This window comes from Streptomyces sp. NPDC101225, assembly GCF_044767585.1.
GTDB lineage: Bacteria > Actinomycetota > Actinomycetes > Streptomycetales > Streptomycetaceae > Streptomyces.
The window spans coordinates 24,556-38,376 of record NZ_JBIWOE010000037.1; the positions used below are offsets into that span (position 1 = coordinate 24,556).

Below are 13,821 nucleotides of genomic sequence, written 5' to 3' on the forward strand. Positions count from 1 at the left end.
CGCCATCACTCCTCACTGGGCCCCGCTGCGTACCGGATCGATTCGGTGGGGCAGGATTCGAATGCGTCGAGGACCCGATCCAGCTCGTCGGGCGTCTCCGGCTGTTTGCACACGTAGTGGACGTCGTTGTCGAGATCTGCGTCGAAGTTCTCGGGCGCCAGGTCGTTGCAGAGCTTGCAGTCGATGCACGTGTCGTCGATCTCGAAGCGCCCTTCGAGCGGAAGGCGGCTGGGAAGCGGCAGTTCGACCCTCACCGTGCGCCCCCTGCCTCGTAGGCGCTGAAGGTGCGCATCACCGGCTTGGCCGAGGTGCGCAGCGCCGTCTCGAACCGGTCGGTGTCCAGCCGGCCGAATCGTGTGGCCGCGCCGAGACGTGCGTGGACTTCGGCCGCGATCGAGGCGCGGGTCGCCTCGTCGTCGCCCGACGGCGGCAGGGCGATCTCCAGGGCGTCGCCGTCGGTGTCGAAGGCGAAGTAGTAGGGCGCGGTGGTCAGGGCGCCCAGGACGATGTCCTCGATCTCCAGCTGGGAGGTCCAGCGGTTCCCGAGCGGGATGCGGTCACCGATCCGGCCGCGGTGCTGCAGCCGGCGCAGCGGTGAGCCGCAGTCGCACGGCGCCGCCTCGATCCGGCAGACGTCGCCGGTGCGGTAGCGCAGCAGCGGCATGGCGCGGCTCGCCAGCGTCGTCACCGCCAGCTCGCCGACCGAGCCGTCCGGCAGCCGCTCGCCGGAGGCCGGGTCCACCACCTCGAAGAACGAGCGGGTCTCGACCAGGTGCAGCCGGCGCTGCGGGCAGAACATGGCCAGGGTGTTGGTCTCGGTCATGCCGAACATCGAGTACGCGGTGGCGTCCCACTGGTCGGCCAGCCGCCGCTTCTTGGCGGGCGACGCGCCCTCCCCCGCCATGAGGATCTTCGAGACGGCGAGGTCGCGGCGCGGGTCGAGGCCGCGGCGGCGGGCGATCTCGCCGAGGTACAGGGCGCGTGTTCCGGAGCACACCAGCGTGGTGGCGCCCGAGCGCCGCAGGGCGTCGACCATCCGGTCCGGGGTGCAGGACGGTGAGGCCGCGCCGAGCGGCACGATGGTGCAGCCGAGGATCTCGATGGCGCGGTCGAGGTCCTGGCCCACGCCGGCGAGTTCGTAGGGGACGGCGACGGCCGCGACGTCCCGCTCGTCCAGCACGGCGGCGAGCAGGCCGGCGACGGTCAGGTTGTTCTCCAGCCAGTCGGCCATCGTGAAGAACGCCGCGATGGGCCGTCCGTTGCCGGTGCCGGAACTCTCGTCGAACCGGATGACCTCACGGCGCGGCACGGCGAGCATGCCCAGCGGGTAGGCGGCGCTGAGATGTTCGCGAGTGGTGAAGGGGAGGCCCTCGAAGGCGTGCGGACGGCCCTGTGCGACCGCGCGGGCGGCGGCGGCCGGTACGAAGTCGGCGTAGAACGGTGAGTTGCGGCAGGCGTGTTCCACGGTCGCGGCGAGCGCCTGTGCCGCCCAGGCGTCGAGCGCCTGCCGGTCCAGGGAGGTCACCGCGGCGACCTTGTGCGCGATGTCGATGCGGTCGCGGAGGGTGTGCCGCAGGGTGGTGCGCGGGTCGTGGCCGGTGGGCCGGGCGATGGTGGTCATCGGGACGCCTCCTGCAGCCGGCTCATCGCCGAACGCTCGTCGTCCGCCAGGGAGTTGACGATGGACGCGGCCTCGTCGAGTGCCTGGCGGGCGCCGGTGTCGTCGGCGTCCCGCAGCAGGTTGGCCACCTCGGTCCAGCGTGTGGAGATGCGGCGGTAGGCGACGGCGGTCTCGTCGTAGGCGTCGATGCCGGTCAGTTCGTGCGCCTCTTCGAGGAACTGCGCCCACAGCGTGCGGAAGAGTCCGCCGCCGGTGCCGCCCTCCTCCATGCTGGTGCCGACGATGCGCATCGCCTCGGCGGGACGCTCCAGCCGGTCGTGCCAGGCCGGCATGAGCGAGGCGGTCTTCGCGATGCCCTTGAAGCCCATGTTGGTGATGGGCGGGTTCAGGAACTCCTGGGCGGTGGCGAGGATCGAGGCCTGGCAGGCCTTGGCGAGGACGGACTCGTCGTATCCGCCCGGGTCCACCCGGACCGACAGGCTGCGCGAGCACATCGGCCCCCTGGCGGAGCGGGCCCGCGTCAGGCTGTCCCGCGAGGCCGACTGGACACCGAGGGAGCGGGTCTCGACGAGGACGAACCGGTCGTCCTCGTAGCCGATGCAGGCGACGTAGTGCGCGGCGAAGTGGTGGTTCTCGTGTGCGTAGTCCAGGTGGTAGCGGTCGAGTTTGAGTCCGACCACGTCGCCCTCGTCGAGCGCCTTGAGCAAGGTGGCCTCGGCCTTCGCCGGGGATGCCGTCTCCTGCGCCCGCAGCTGAAGGGTGAGGGCGTCGGCCACGTTGCGCATGAGGTGGTCCGGCTTGACCCGGCCGGCCAGGAAGGGGCCGGGCATCTGCTTGGAGTGCCAGTACAGGAACGACAGGCCCTGCCCCAGGCCGAACAGGAGTGGCTCGCTGATCTCGATGTCGTGGTTGCGGAGCATGTTGAGCAGTGCGGTGGATTCGCAGTGCTCCCCGGAGTACGGCGAGATGTCAATGACCGCCATCGCCGGGCCCCGTCCCGCCGTGCGCCGCCTCGTACACGATCTCGAGGACGGTGCCGCTGTCGTTGTTGCGCAGATGCCCGTAGGTGTGGCCGAGTTCGTCGGCCTCGGTGAACGCGATGTTCTCCAGGTGCTCGACGTCCCGGTCGAGGGACTCCAGGACGTGGCGGACGTCGGCGTCGGTGTGCACGTCGATGGCGACGTGCGACATGAGCCGTCCGCGTTCCTCGGCGGAACGCTCCGCCCAGGGGCCGTAGCGGCGGCAGGCGAACATCTCGATGGCGCGTCCGTCGGCGAGGACGATCGAGTTCCACCATCCCGGTGTGCCGTACTGCCGGGGTGAGATGTAGGACGGCCCCATCTCGACGGTGGTGATCCGCCCGGCGGCCCGGAGGTCGTGGAGGTGGGTGTTCCACGCGAACACCTCGTCGTCGTTGCCGTAGTCGCCCATGTAGATGCCGACGTGGTTGACCCCGGCGAACTTCTCGACGACGTCGTCCGGCGCGTGGCCGCACCAGGCGGACAGGTACTGCCCGCAGTCGAGGTCCCGCCACGCCTGAGACGTCCGGAGGATCTCCTCCCACGAGCGGTCGAAGCCGGGACGGCCGGGGAAGCGCCCGTCCCGCGTGGCGGTGATGGCCGGCGTCCTTCCCGCGAGTGAGTTCACGGCGCTTCCTTCCTGCCGGTGACGACGATTCCCATCTGGACCTCGGTCACGACGGCCGTCGCCAGTACGGTGCCTTGGAGGATCTCCTCTACTTCGCTCTTGAGGTACGAGGAGCGGATCGAGGTCCGGAAACCGGGCCGCATGTCGGCCGCGATGTTCGCCTTCATGAACTGGAACGTCGTCCGGTCGACGTCCCGGCGCAGGTCGGACAGGACGTACCGTCCGCCCGGCTTGAGCACGCGGTGCATTTCCGACAAGGCGGCGACCGGGTCCGCCCATTCGTGCAGTGAGGCGGCGCTGATGGCGTGGTCGAAGCGGTCGTCCTCGAACGGCAGCGCCAGCACGGTGCCGCATTCGTAGGCGCAGCGCCCGGTGACGCCGTATTCCCGCGCGTTGGCGCTCGCCCGCCGGAGCATCGCCGGCGAGATGTCGAGGCCGACGAGCCGGGCGGACCGCTGGGCCTGCTTGAGCCATTCCAGGCCCAGGTAGCCCGGTCCGCAGCCGAGTTCCAGGACCTCGCCGGAGTCGATCCGCGCCGTCAGGATGTCGTCGACCTTCTCCTGGAGCCAGCCGTTGTCCCGGATGTGGCGCTGCATCTCGTCGTATTTGAGGGCCAGTTCGTCGCCCTGCAGGCCCTCGTCGGTTTCGGGCACGCGGGCGGCGACGGTGCCGCGCGCGCTAGCCACGGCCGGTCTCCGCCCGCCGGATTCCCACTGCTATGCCTCTCATCGTCGCGCTCCCCATATGCACGTCGGAACGGTCGTTGCCGGTCAGGAGATTGACCGAGGATCTGAGCGCGTCGTCGATCGAGGATTCGCCCGGATACCACCAGCCGGCGTCCGCCATCACCACGTCCGGTGCGACGGAGTCGGAGATCCTGACCGTCATGCGCACCGCGCGAGCCCCGGCCCGCGTGAAGAGGTCCACTTCGTCGCCGTCCGCCAGCCCCTCCCGCTGCGCAGTGCGGGGATGGATGGTCACCTGCGCCGTCGCCCGGCCGCGCGAGGTGGTCGGCAGCTGGTGGAACTCGGTGTTGTAGAACTGGCGTGGATGGGCGCTGGTCATGAGGTACGGCAGGTCGCCGTCCGGCTCCGGTGGAGTACGGAAGGACGGAAACGGCTCGTAGCCCATGGCGCGCAGCCCGTTGTTCAGCAGATTCACGCGTCCGGACCGGGTGGCGAATCCGCGGTCGCGGTATTTGTGGTAGCGCTTCTCGTTGCGGATGTAGCCGATCTTCGTGAACTGTTCCCAGGTGAGGTCGAGGCCGGCCAGCTTGGCGTCGAGCGCGGCCGTCAGGGAGGGGAAGAAGTGCCGGCTCAGGCCGAGCCGTTCGGCGAGTGCGAGGACGATCTCCTCGTCCGAGCGGCAGCCGTCGACGGTGGCGATCTTCCGCCGTGCGGCGATGTAGGAGTTGAACTCGACGATCTGGTCCCGTTCGAGCCAGCTCGAGGTCGGCAGGATCACGTCGGCGTGCCGGGCGGTCGGCGTCATGAACAGGTCGCAGACGACGACCAGGTCCAGCTTGGCGAGCGCCTCGCGGACCAGGGCGGTGTTCTCGTGCGAGGCCAGGATGTTGCTGCCGAAGACGACCATCGAGGTGATCGGGTACGGCGACCCGGTCACGATGGCCTCGTGCAGGTCTCCCGGCGCGACCCAGCCGGACATCGCCAGGATCTTGTGCCGGTCGCCGCCGATCCGCTTCTTCGCCTGCTCCTCGGGGAGCAGGTCCGAGCGGGGGAAGGCGCGTCGGCCCTCGATCGGCATCGGGTCCCAGATCACGTCGCCGCCGGGGGCGTCGATGTTGCCGCAGATCGCGGCGAGGAGGGCGATCGCGCGGTGGGTGTCGAAGGAGTTCTCGTTCTGGGACAGGCCGGTTCCGGCCTCGATGCACGCGCGGGAGGCGAGGGCGTAGGAGCGGGTGGCCTCGTGGATGAGCCCGGGTGCGAGGCCGGTGATCCGCGCGACCCGATCGAGGTCGTACGCCCCTACGTGTACGGCGAGTTCGTCGAAGCCGGAGGTGTGCGCGGTGACGAAGTCGCGGTCGTACCAGCCCTCGTCGATGACGATCTTGATCATGCCGAGGGCCAGTGCGCAGTCGGTTCCGGGGCGGACGGCGAGGTGCAGGCCGGAGCGGGCCGCGGTCCGTGTGCGGCGCGGGTCGACGGTGATGAGGCGGCTGCCCCGTTCCACGGCGCGCAGCAGCTTGACGCCGATCACGCCGTCGGAGTGGGTGTTGGGCTTGTTGCTGCCCCAGAGCAGGACCACCTCGGGATCGCCGTCGTAGTCGCAGAAGGTGAATCCGCCGTACGTCATGATCGAGGCCATGACGCGGGGGTAGAAGCACACGTGTGCCGGGCCGACCACGTTCGGCGTGCCGAGGGCGTTCGCGAGCCGGAACACCCACTCCTGGTAGTTGCGGTCGGTGCCCTGGGCGAGGACGACGGACTCGGGCCCGTGCCGTTCGACGGTCGCGGCGAGCTCGTCGCCGATCCGGTCGAGGGCGGCGTCCCAGCCGACCGGCTCGAAGGTCCCCGAGCCACGCGGGCCGGTCCGTACGAGCGGCGTCGTCAGCCGCTCCGGGCTGCGCAGCAGGTCCAGTGACGCCTTGCCCTTGATGCAGAAGTAGCCCTCGCTGGTGGGGTTGTCCGGGTCGCCGTGGATGTCGGTGGGGACGCCGTCGACGAGGTCGACGACGGCGCCGCATCCGCCGTGGCACATCCGGCAGACGGACTTCACCTGGGTGGTCGTCACGTCGGCTCACCCGCCCGCTTGGCGGCCGGTACGAGCAGCCGCTCGAAGAGGGACTGCTCGGCGTCGGCGATCGCGTGCAGCTGGGCCGCGACGGCCTGCAGCTGCCGTCGCCCGGCGTCACCGCCGCGGTAGGCCGTCAGCATCTCGATCGCCTGGTCCCACCGCTGTCGCACGGCGTCGAAGTCCGCGACGAACGGGTCGAGTTCACTGTCACCGCTGCGGTGGCGCGCTTCGAGCAGGAACGCGTGGTAGAGCGTGCGGAAGTTGGCTCCGCCCGTTCCCGCGAAGCGCCAGAAGCGGCCGACGCCCTGCACCGTCTCGTCCGCGCAGGCGAGGGTGTCGCTCCATGCGGCGATCTCGGAGGCGGCCCGTCGCAGCGCGTCGAGGCCGAACCGCGGTCCGCTCGCGCCGGCCATGCGCCGCGCGGTCAGCAGGATGGCCGGCCAGATCTGCTCGCGCAGGACCGCGTCGGTGTCGACGGTCAGCCGCGCGGGCAGCGGCTCCACGTACATCTGCAGATTCGGCGTCGGCATGAACCCCTCGTCGGAGGCGCGGGCGCGGCGCAGCGACTCCTCCGGCAGCGTCTGCGCCCCGCCCTGCTGATCTGTGTCGACGACGTGCGCGAGGGAGCCGTCGAGCCCGTACAGCGCGATGTAGTGCGAGGCGAAGTGGCTGCGGGAGGAGAAGTAGTCGAGGTGGAAGATGTCGACGGACATTCCCACGACATGTCCCGCGTCGAGCAGCTTCGCCGCCGCGGCGCGCGCCGATTCCGCGTCGGGCGCCCGCGACTCACGCAAGGCGACGCCCAGCGCCGCGCAGGCGTTGCGCGACAGCAGCGCGGGCCCGATCCGTCCGGTGAGCATGGGCGTGCTGCGCCCGGGATCCGGAGCGTCCCAGTACTGGAAGTCGATTCCCTGGCCGAGGCCGAACAGCATGGGTTCGGAGATGTCGGCACCGGCATGGTGGAGCATGTTGCGCAGGGTGGTCGTCTCGCAATGCACGCCGAGCTGGGGCTGAAATGTCGCCAAGCGCATAGGGCTTCCCATCGCAGGGTGCGAAGATGCCGTGAGGGGTGGTGCGGCGACGCGTCTGTGCGGCTGCGCGTCTATGCGTTGAGCAGGACTTCGTCGTAGCCCTGCAGATCGAGGAAGCCGGAGCCGCTGGCCAGGACCACGATCACCGGTTCGAGGTTTTCGGCATCCGCCTTGGCGACGACCTCAAGTGCCGCGGCGACCGCGTGACTTGCTTCGGGGGCGAGCAGCAGGCCCTCGGTCTGCAGCAGCAGCCGGCCGGCGTCGAGCGCCGTCCGCTGCTCGAAGGCGACCGCGTCCAGGACGCCCTCGTGCCGCAGCAGGCTGACCAGGGCGGAGCTGTGGTGGTTGCGCAGGCCGCCGACGTGGTTGGGCGGTGGGACGAAGCCCTCCCCCATCGTGTAGCCCAGCACCTCGGGCGTGAATCCGCCCAGATCGGTGCGGCCGTACGCGTAGACGCCCTGGGTGAGCCGGGGCGCGGCGGTGGACTCGGCGGCGAGGAAGCGCAGGTCCGCCCCGTCGGCCCTGGCCCGCAGATGCGGGCCGATGAGACCGCAGAGATTGCTGCCGCCGCCCGAGCACGCGATGAGGTGGTCGCCGCGCCCTTCGACGCCGAGCTCCTCGCCGTGGATGTCCCTCAGCTGCTGGGCGACCTCGAGCCCGAGCAGCGTCTGATGGAGGTAGACGTGCGGCATCCCGCTGCCGGCGAGATACGCGGCGCTGCGATCGCCCAGGGCATGCTCGATGGCGTCGCTGATCGCGGTGCCGAGGCTGCCGGGGTGGTCGGGCACCTCCCCGAGGATCTGTCGTCCGATCGCCGTGTGGGCGGACGGCGAGGGCCGCACCGTGGCCCCCAGAAGCTCCATGTAGTGACGCCGGTAGGGCTTCTGCTCCAGCGAGCACCGCACCATGAAGATCTCGGCCTTGAGGCCGAACATCTTCGCCGCCAGCGCGACACTCATGCCCCACTGCCCGGCGCCGGTCTCGGTGACGAGGGTGGTCCGCCCCTCCTCGGCCGCGTAGTACGCCTGCGCCATCGCGGTGTTGAGCTTGAAACTGCCGGTGGGAAGGACGTCTTCACGCTTGAGGTAGATCCTCGCGCCCGTACCGAGATGCTGCTCCAGCCGGTGCGCCCGGTGCAGCGGTGTCGGCCGGCCGCATTGCCGCAGCCGCTCGGCGACCGGTTCGGGTATCGCGATCCATTGCGCGCTCGGACTGTTCTGCTCCGCGAGGACTCGTGGCCGGACTTTCGCGGATATCTCCGCGGCGGTGGGGCTTCCGAAGTCCCTGACCTCGGGCATGGGAGCGGGCAGGTCTCCCAGGAAGTTGTACCAGTGTGTCGGCATCCCCGGTAATGAAGGACTGCTGCGCGTGGTGGATCGGGGCACGGGCGATTGCTCGTGCCCGGCATGGCTTGGGCTATACGAAGTCACGTTCCCCCGCTTCGAATTCGTGAAGGCCATCGTACGAAAGCGATAGAGCGCCGGGCAACCGCTGGAAGGTGGGCCGCAATTCAAGCAGTAAGGTCATTCGGAGTTGCCGCCGAACAAGCCTCGACATGGCGACGATTGCCGCCTGATCTATTGCGCCGGAGTTTGACGCGGGAGTCCGGAAGACGTAAGAGCACGATCTCCGCGGTAATCGCCGGCAAGCGCCGAACCGAAGATGCCGAACCGAAGATGCCGAAACGGTACTGCTGAACCGGCCGAAAATCTATGCGCCACTCTCGCGGGCATTGATCCGTTCCGTCAGCGATTCCGCCAGCAGTTGCCAGCTCTCGGCATGGTGCCGCGCCAGCTCGGCGATCAACGGCGCGCAGTGCATCGGGATGCTGTTCGCCATCGCCGCCCAGTCGTGCGGCTGCGTGGCCGAGGGGTCCAGGGTCCGCAGCAGCTTCCGCCCCACCTCGGTGAACCGCAGCGAGGGATCGGCCCGCAGCCGCCGGACCGCCAGCGACGGGTCCGCGCACGCCGGGTGCGCCCTGGAACGCCTGACGATCCCGGGCCGGCCGGCCGTGCCGTCCCGGCCCGAGGCGCCGTCCGGCAGCACCGCCTCACCGTCCGGCTCCGCCGCGGGGTGGCCGGCTCCGCCGTCCTGGACCGGCCGGCTGTTCGCCCCGATGGCGGAGTGGCCGGCTCCGCCCCCCTTCGTCGCCCCGCGGTCCGGCTCGACCGCGGGGTGCCCGGCCTCGTCCCCCTGGACCGGCACGCCGTCCGGCTCGATCGCAGAACGGCCGGCTCCGCCGTCCTGGACCGGTCCGCTGTTCGCCCCGATGGCGGGATGGCCGACTTCGCCCCCCTGGACGGACCCGTCGTCGGGCCGCGCCGTCGTCGCGGAATCGGCCGGGAGCGTGCGTGCGCGCTTCCGGGCGTCCTTGGCCGTGGTGAGCGAGATCCCCGCGGCGCGCGCCACCTGCCGCGCGGACGCGTCGGGATGGGCTGCGAGGTACCTCTGCGCGCGGTTGCGGCCTTCGGCCGCCGTGAGGGGGTAGGCCACCCCGTCGCGCCCGACGCGCACGGTGGTCGGGTGCGGAAGTTCCGCACCCGACCGGTGCCTGAGCGCCCCGATGGTCTTGTCCGACAGGCCGACGACCCCGGCAAGCCGCCGGTTGGACCACTCCGGGAAGTCGGCGAGCATGTGCAGGGCCGCGGCCTTTCGGTCGGCCAGGGACAGCGGCAGGCCGTGGTTGCTGTTCAGTTTGACCGCGAGGACGAAGGCTTCGCGCTCGTCGCCGTTGAAGAGCACGGCGCTGATGTGCGTGGCGCCGCTGCTCTCCACCGCCCTGAGCCGGTGCACACCGTCGATGACGGTCATCGTCTTGTGGTGGATCACGATCGGCGGGAGTTCCGAGCACACTTCGGCGAGCGCATTGATGTGCTGCGCATCCTCCCCGCCCGTACGGAGTGGGCCCGCGACCATGATGCGGCTAATCGGCACCTGGATGATCTCGGACAGGCGTCCGCCGAGGTACGAATCCGGACGGCGTAAGTAGTGTTGTATCGGCTTCTGAGCGGGTGCAGTGGTGTGGTCCAACGCTCTTCCTCCCTGGCGACCTCACGGCGGACCTACCAGCGGTCGTACGAAGCATCCTGCGTGCGGGTCAGGCAGCGCAGCGCACCACGGATCGCGGAAAGGGAAAGCGGTCATGGGCAATCGGAAAGATGCAGAACATCGAGTCTCCCCCGTGACGCAATGTCGAGAACCGACCATCGCACACTGTCAGGAGGATCGAGTCGATGCAAGGTTTTTGTCATGCAGTCCTGTGGGGAACGCAGACCGACCACATCGTGATCGTTGAATTGGAAACAATGGGAGCGCTATCCCTTGAGAGGCGGAATGATCTGCTCCCCACAAACGAACAGGAAATGGCCTACCGGGGCGGCGATTATCGACGGGATTTCGAGCAGCCTGGTGCGGGCATCCGGCGACCCGGCACCTCGGCCCCCTTCACCCCACCAGGGCGCCCGCTCGGGAACCGGCAACATGGGCTCCCCGCCGCGTTCCCTCCGTCGTGGCGCTGGACAACTGGCCAACTGGCCATGGGGAGCCGGTGGCCGATGCTCCCCGGCGTTCCGTCGGCAACACACAGCCGTCACCCCTGAGAACGCGCACGCGCCCTGAGTGGTTCCCCAGCCCCGCGCCCGGCGCGTTCCTACCCGGAGATCTCGCCGCGCTCCGCCCGCTCCACGGCGACTCAGGCGGCAGGAACCGTTCGCCACAGGTGGCGGCGAGTTCGCGTGCCCTGGTGATGAAGCCGGGGAGGCCGCCGTCGTACTGGTTGATGTACTGCCGGACGCCGCCGGTCCGGGCGGGGACGCCGATGCCGTGAAGGGAGCCGATGTTGGCGTCGGCCACGCCGGCCAGGACCCCGCTCCCACCATGCCCGAGCTATGCAGCCGTCCCGTTGGCCGGAACGGCCTCTTCAGGCGCTGCGCTCGCAGGCGCCGGCTGAAGGCGCCGCCCTTTGGGGTCGCGCCTGTTCGGTGTGCTGGAGGTCTCTCGGAGGCCCCTCTGTTCTCACGTGCACACGTCAGAGCCAGCAGCTAAGTTGATCACGGTCGTCGCAGCACCTGGGGCACGGGGCTCTGCTGGGAACAGCGACGGCCAGGAAGGACCGCCATGACCAAACGGTCCGATGCAGGCGGAATCACATGTGCCTACACAAGTACGGGAGCCCATCCCGTCCGGGGTCTGTGGAAGCTGAACAGGCTCACGGAACGGGAAAGGGAGGTCTTCCTGCTGGTGGGCACCGGGGTGGGGAACCGGGAACTTTCCAAGCAGTTGGGGATCGCCGAGCGGACGGTGAAGGCGCACATCGCGCGGATCGTGGAGAAGCTGGAGCAGCAGACGCGGTTACAGGTCGCCGTGCTCGCCGTACTGGCCCACGAGAAGCTGTGCGCTGATCCGGACTGCGAGTGCAGCAGGTCCACGCAGCCCCCTGGTTTCCACGTGCCCATGGCCGCCTGACAACTGGGGCGCCCCCGGCGACCGGCACAGGCCGCCGGGGGCGCCCCTCCCCGAAGGACGCCTCCCCAAAGGGCAGTTCCCTTCAGATCACCTCCCCGTTGGACGTCGCGAACTCCCGCGATTCGCCAGTAAGTTCGCAACCGCGGCCCTGGTGATCAACGGGGTCACGCATCTGCGGGAGGGACGAGCAATGAGCACAACGCGTGCGGTGAAAGCAGCAGGTTCCCTGGTCCTCGCGGCGCTGATCGGCTTCGGCACGGCCGGTCAGTCCTCGGCGGCCGGCTACGGGGGATCCTGGCAGGGAGAGTACGAGACGACCGGAAAGACCCAGGCCACCGGCGCCCACAACATGAAGGCGGGCACCTACTTCCTGCACTTCGGCGTGCGGGGCAACGGCAGGCACAAGGTCACGGCCAAGGTGTACCGGGCCGTCGGCAGGCCCGACTACACCAAGCACCACAACGACGTCCTGGTGCAGACGACGCCAAGGGCGGCCGACGACCGCGGGGGATCCTGGATGGCGAACCCGAAGAGGTACGCCAAGGGCACCTACTACATCGTCTTCTCCTACAGCGTGAAGGGGAAGAAGGCCTTCGGCGGCGTCCAGGCCGGCTGACTCACGTCCCCTGGGAGTCCAGGCACTTACGGTGCCGCGGCAGCACCGAAGCAGCCTTCGTCAGTTCGATCAGCGCCGCATCCGACGGTGCACCGCGCTGAACCGTCACCTCCAGGCCGGGAGAGCGTCCGTAGGTGACGAGCAGGTCGCGGCCGTCGCCACCCTGTCCGTAGTGCCACACCCAGTCGACGCCGTTCACGGTCGCACACGGGTCCGGCGTCTTGGCGGGCATCGGAATCCCGCACCGTGCGACGATCTCGCCGTCGCCCCACACCGCCACTCCGGCCGCATCCGTACGACCGCGTTCCAGCCCGGCGATCTTGTCGGGCAGCTTCCCGGCCGCGGCCCGGCAGGCCGCATCACGGGCGTGCGGGGCCGCTTCGGGGCCGCTCTCGCCGCCCGTCACGGCCAAGCACACACCCAGCACGGCCAGCGTCACGGCGCCGGCCGACAGGACCCGGTTACGCACAGATCGGTTCACCACGTGATGAACCGTAAGGCAACCGACGGACCGTCAACTCACCGGGGCATACCGCCGACTGGCGCGCCCCACTCGCCGAAAGGGATCAACTACATGCACAAGGCAGGGAAGGCACTGGCGCTGGTGGGCGCTTCGGCCGCGCTCGTGGGGTCGGCCGTCGCCCCGTCCATGGCCGCCGCCCAAAGGTCCGACCCGTACACGAACACGCACCTGGTGAAGGTGTGGGGCACCAGGCCCGGCCACGACGTGTGCATCAGCGTCGGCTCACGGGAGAAGGCCGCAGCCGTCATCGCGGGCTGCAACATGCACTCGAAGTACCAGATGTGGACGCTGAAGCACCAGTACGCCGGTGGCGTCACCACGATCAAGAACACCAAGACCGGCAAGTGCCTCGGGGTGACCGCGAAGAGGTCCGGCACGGTCGTGCGCCAGTACAAGTGCAACGGCTCCAAGCAGCAGAAGTGGGCGCTCGGCGGCAGCAAGGTCCACAGCGTCTACGCCGGATACAGCATGGTGATCTCCGCGAACACCTCGAGGTCCGGTCAGCAGCTGACGATCACGAAGTCCGGCGAGTCCAACTCGGCCCGCATCAAGCAGGAATGGGGACTGAAGAAGTAGTCCCGCAGGCGTTCGCCGAGCGCAGCGAGGAGGGCCCCCGCACGGCGTGCGGGGGCCCTCCTCGTTCGCACAAGGCCGGGGGTCAGTGCCGCGTCACGGCCGGCTCGAGCGGTGCCTGCGACCAGGCCAGCGGCTGCACGGTACGCGGCACGAGGAGAGCGGAGGCGGCGAAGGCCGCCGGGATCTGCAACCCGATCAGGGCGAACCCGATCACGAAGAACCCGTTCTCCACCGACCCGGCCACGTTCTCGTCCTGAAGGGAGGTCACGGTCACGACCGCCCACAGGACGGCCGTGTACACGCCCGCGTCCGTGGCAGCTGCGGCCAGCCGCTTCTGGACGGGCCACATCAGCCGGGCAGCGGCCACGACGAGGACGGCGCAGAGCGGGAACAGCAGCGAACTGGCGTCGATGAAGTCGGCGAGGTCGGCCATCCCCTGGCCGGAGGCCCACAGCATCGCGAGCCCGGTGATCAGCTGCACGGCAAGGGCGGCGACGGTGACGGCAGCGGCATGGGTCAGGGCGCGGCCGACAGAGGACAGGAACATGCGTGTACCCCCGGTACGGTGTGCGGCCGGTGGTCTGCCGGT

Annotated in this window: 14 protein-coding genes and 1 pseudogene; 3 read left to right on the forward strand and 12 right to left on the reverse strand. The window is 69.6% G+C overall.

What is annotated here, in order from left to right; all coding sequences use genetic code 11:
• Positions 1 to 5 precede the first annotated feature (5 nt).
• The 10 genes and pseudogenes from ACIRPX_RS35815 to ACIRPX_RS35860 all read right to left on the reverse strand — a co-directional run.
• Positions 6 to 254 carry a ferredoxin gene (locus tag ACIRPX_RS35815; RefSeq protein ID WP_404203150.1) on the reverse strand — a complete coding sequence of 83 codons (249 nt, stop codon included), beginning with the start codon at positions 252 to 254 and terminating at the stop codon, positions 6 to 8.
• On the reverse strand, positions 251 to 1,621 hold the full coding sequence (locus tag ACIRPX_RS35820) for a phenylacetate--CoA ligase family protein (protein ID WP_404203152.1): 1,371 nt from the start codon (positions 1,619 to 1,621) through the stop codon (positions 251 to 253). The genes ACIRPX_RS35815 and ACIRPX_RS35820 overlap by 4 nt, the downstream gene beginning before the upstream one ends.
• Entirely contained in the window at positions 1,618 to 2,604 is a 987-nt protein-coding gene (locus tag ACIRPX_RS35825; RefSeq protein WP_404203154.1) for a BtrH N-terminal domain-containing protein, read from the reverse strand. The genes ACIRPX_RS35820 and ACIRPX_RS35825 overlap by 4 nt, the downstream gene beginning before the upstream one ends.
• Positions 2,591 to 3,268, reverse strand: a complete 678-nt coding sequence (locus ACIRPX_RS35830) for a hypothetical protein (RefSeq protein WP_404203156.1) — start codon at positions 3,266 to 3,268, stop codon at positions 2,591 to 2,593. Before ACIRPX_RS35830 ends, ACIRPX_RS35825 begins: the two co-directional genes overlap by 14 nt.
• Positions 3,265 to 3,954, reverse strand: coding sequence for a class I SAM-dependent methyltransferase (locus ACIRPX_RS35835; RefSeq protein ID WP_404203158.1), 690 nt, complete (start codon positions 3,952 to 3,954; stop codon positions 3,265 to 3,267). The genes ACIRPX_RS35830 and ACIRPX_RS35835 overlap by 4 nt, the downstream gene beginning before the upstream one ends.
• The gene (locus tag ACIRPX_RS35840; RefSeq protein WP_404203160.1) at positions 3,947 to 6,019 is read right to left on the reverse strand and encodes a molybdopterin-dependent oxidoreductase; all 2,073 of its coding nucleotides are present in this window, start codon (positions 6,017 to 6,019) and stop codon (positions 3,947 to 3,949) included. The genes ACIRPX_RS35835 and ACIRPX_RS35840 overlap by 8 nt, the downstream gene beginning before the upstream one ends.
• Positions 6,016 to 7,065 (reverse strand): BtrH N-terminal domain-containing protein, encoded by a 1,050-nt coding sequence (locus ACIRPX_RS35845; protein WP_404203162.1) that lies wholly within the window; start codon positions 7,063 to 7,065, stop codon positions 6,016 to 6,018. The genes ACIRPX_RS35840 and ACIRPX_RS35845 overlap by 4 nt, the downstream gene beginning before the upstream one ends.
• Positions 7,066 to 7,124: 59 nt before the next feature.
• Complete coding sequence (locus ACIRPX_RS35850; RefSeq protein WP_404203164.1) at positions 7,125 to 8,396, reverse strand: TrpB-like pyridoxal phosphate-dependent enzyme; 1,272 nt, start codon at positions 8,394 to 8,396, stop codon at positions 7,125 to 7,127.
• Between the two features lie 367 nt (positions 8,397 to 8,763).
• Positions 8,764 to 10,083 carry a ParB N-terminal domain-containing protein gene (locus tag ACIRPX_RS35855; RefSeq protein ID WP_404203166.1) on the reverse strand — a complete coding sequence of 440 codons (1,320 nt, stop codon included), beginning with the start codon at positions 10,081 to 10,083 and terminating at the stop codon, positions 8,764 to 8,766.
• 619 nt (positions 10,084 to 10,702) lie between these two features.
• A pseudogene (locus ACIRPX_RS35860) lies at positions 10,703 to 10,920 on the reverse strand (hypothetical protein); the annotation flags it as partial.
• Between the two features lie 249 nt (positions 10,921 to 11,169).
• On the opposite strand from ACIRPX_RS35860, the gene ACIRPX_RS35865 reads away from it, so the two are divergent.
• Together ACIRPX_RS35865 and ACIRPX_RS35870 are read left to right on the forward strand one after the other, a co-directional pair.
• On the forward strand, positions 11,170 to 11,517 hold the full coding sequence (locus ACIRPX_RS35865; RefSeq protein ID WP_404203168.1) for a LuxR C-terminal-related transcriptional regulator: 348 nt from the start codon (positions 11,170 to 11,172) through the stop codon (positions 11,515 to 11,517).
• Positions 11,518 to 11,707: 190 nt separating this feature from the next.
• Positions 11,708 to 12,133 carry a hypothetical protein gene (locus ACIRPX_RS35870; RefSeq protein ID WP_404203170.1) on the forward strand — a complete coding sequence of 142 codons (426 nt, stop codon included), beginning with the start codon at positions 11,708 to 11,710 and terminating at the stop codon, positions 12,131 to 12,133.
• A gap of 1 nt (position 12,134) precedes the next feature.
• Here ACIRPX_RS35870 and ACIRPX_RS35875 read toward each other — a convergent pair whose 3' ends face one another.
• Positions 12,135 to 12,617: a DUF3515 family protein gene (locus ACIRPX_RS35875; RefSeq protein ID WP_404203172.1), complete on the reverse strand. Its 483-nt coding sequence runs from the start codon at positions 12,615 to 12,617 to the stop codon at positions 12,135 to 12,137.
• 90 nt (positions 12,618 to 12,707) lie between these two features.
• On the opposite strand from ACIRPX_RS35875, the gene ACIRPX_RS35880 reads away from it, so the two are divergent.
• A complete protein-coding gene (locus tag ACIRPX_RS35880) occupies positions 12,708 to 13,232 on the forward strand; it encodes an RICIN domain-containing protein (RefSeq protein ID WP_404203174.1) in 525 nt (174 codons plus the stop codon).
• Between the two features lie 82 nt (positions 13,233 to 13,314).
• On the opposite strand, the gene ACIRPX_RS35885 is transcribed toward ACIRPX_RS35880, so the two are convergent.
• Positions 13,315 to 13,779 carry a hypothetical protein gene (locus ACIRPX_RS35885; protein ID WP_404203176.1) on the reverse strand — a complete coding sequence of 155 codons (465 nt, stop codon included), beginning with the start codon at positions 13,777 to 13,779 and terminating at the stop codon, positions 13,315 to 13,317.
• Positions 13,780 to 13,821 lie beyond the last annotated feature (42 nt).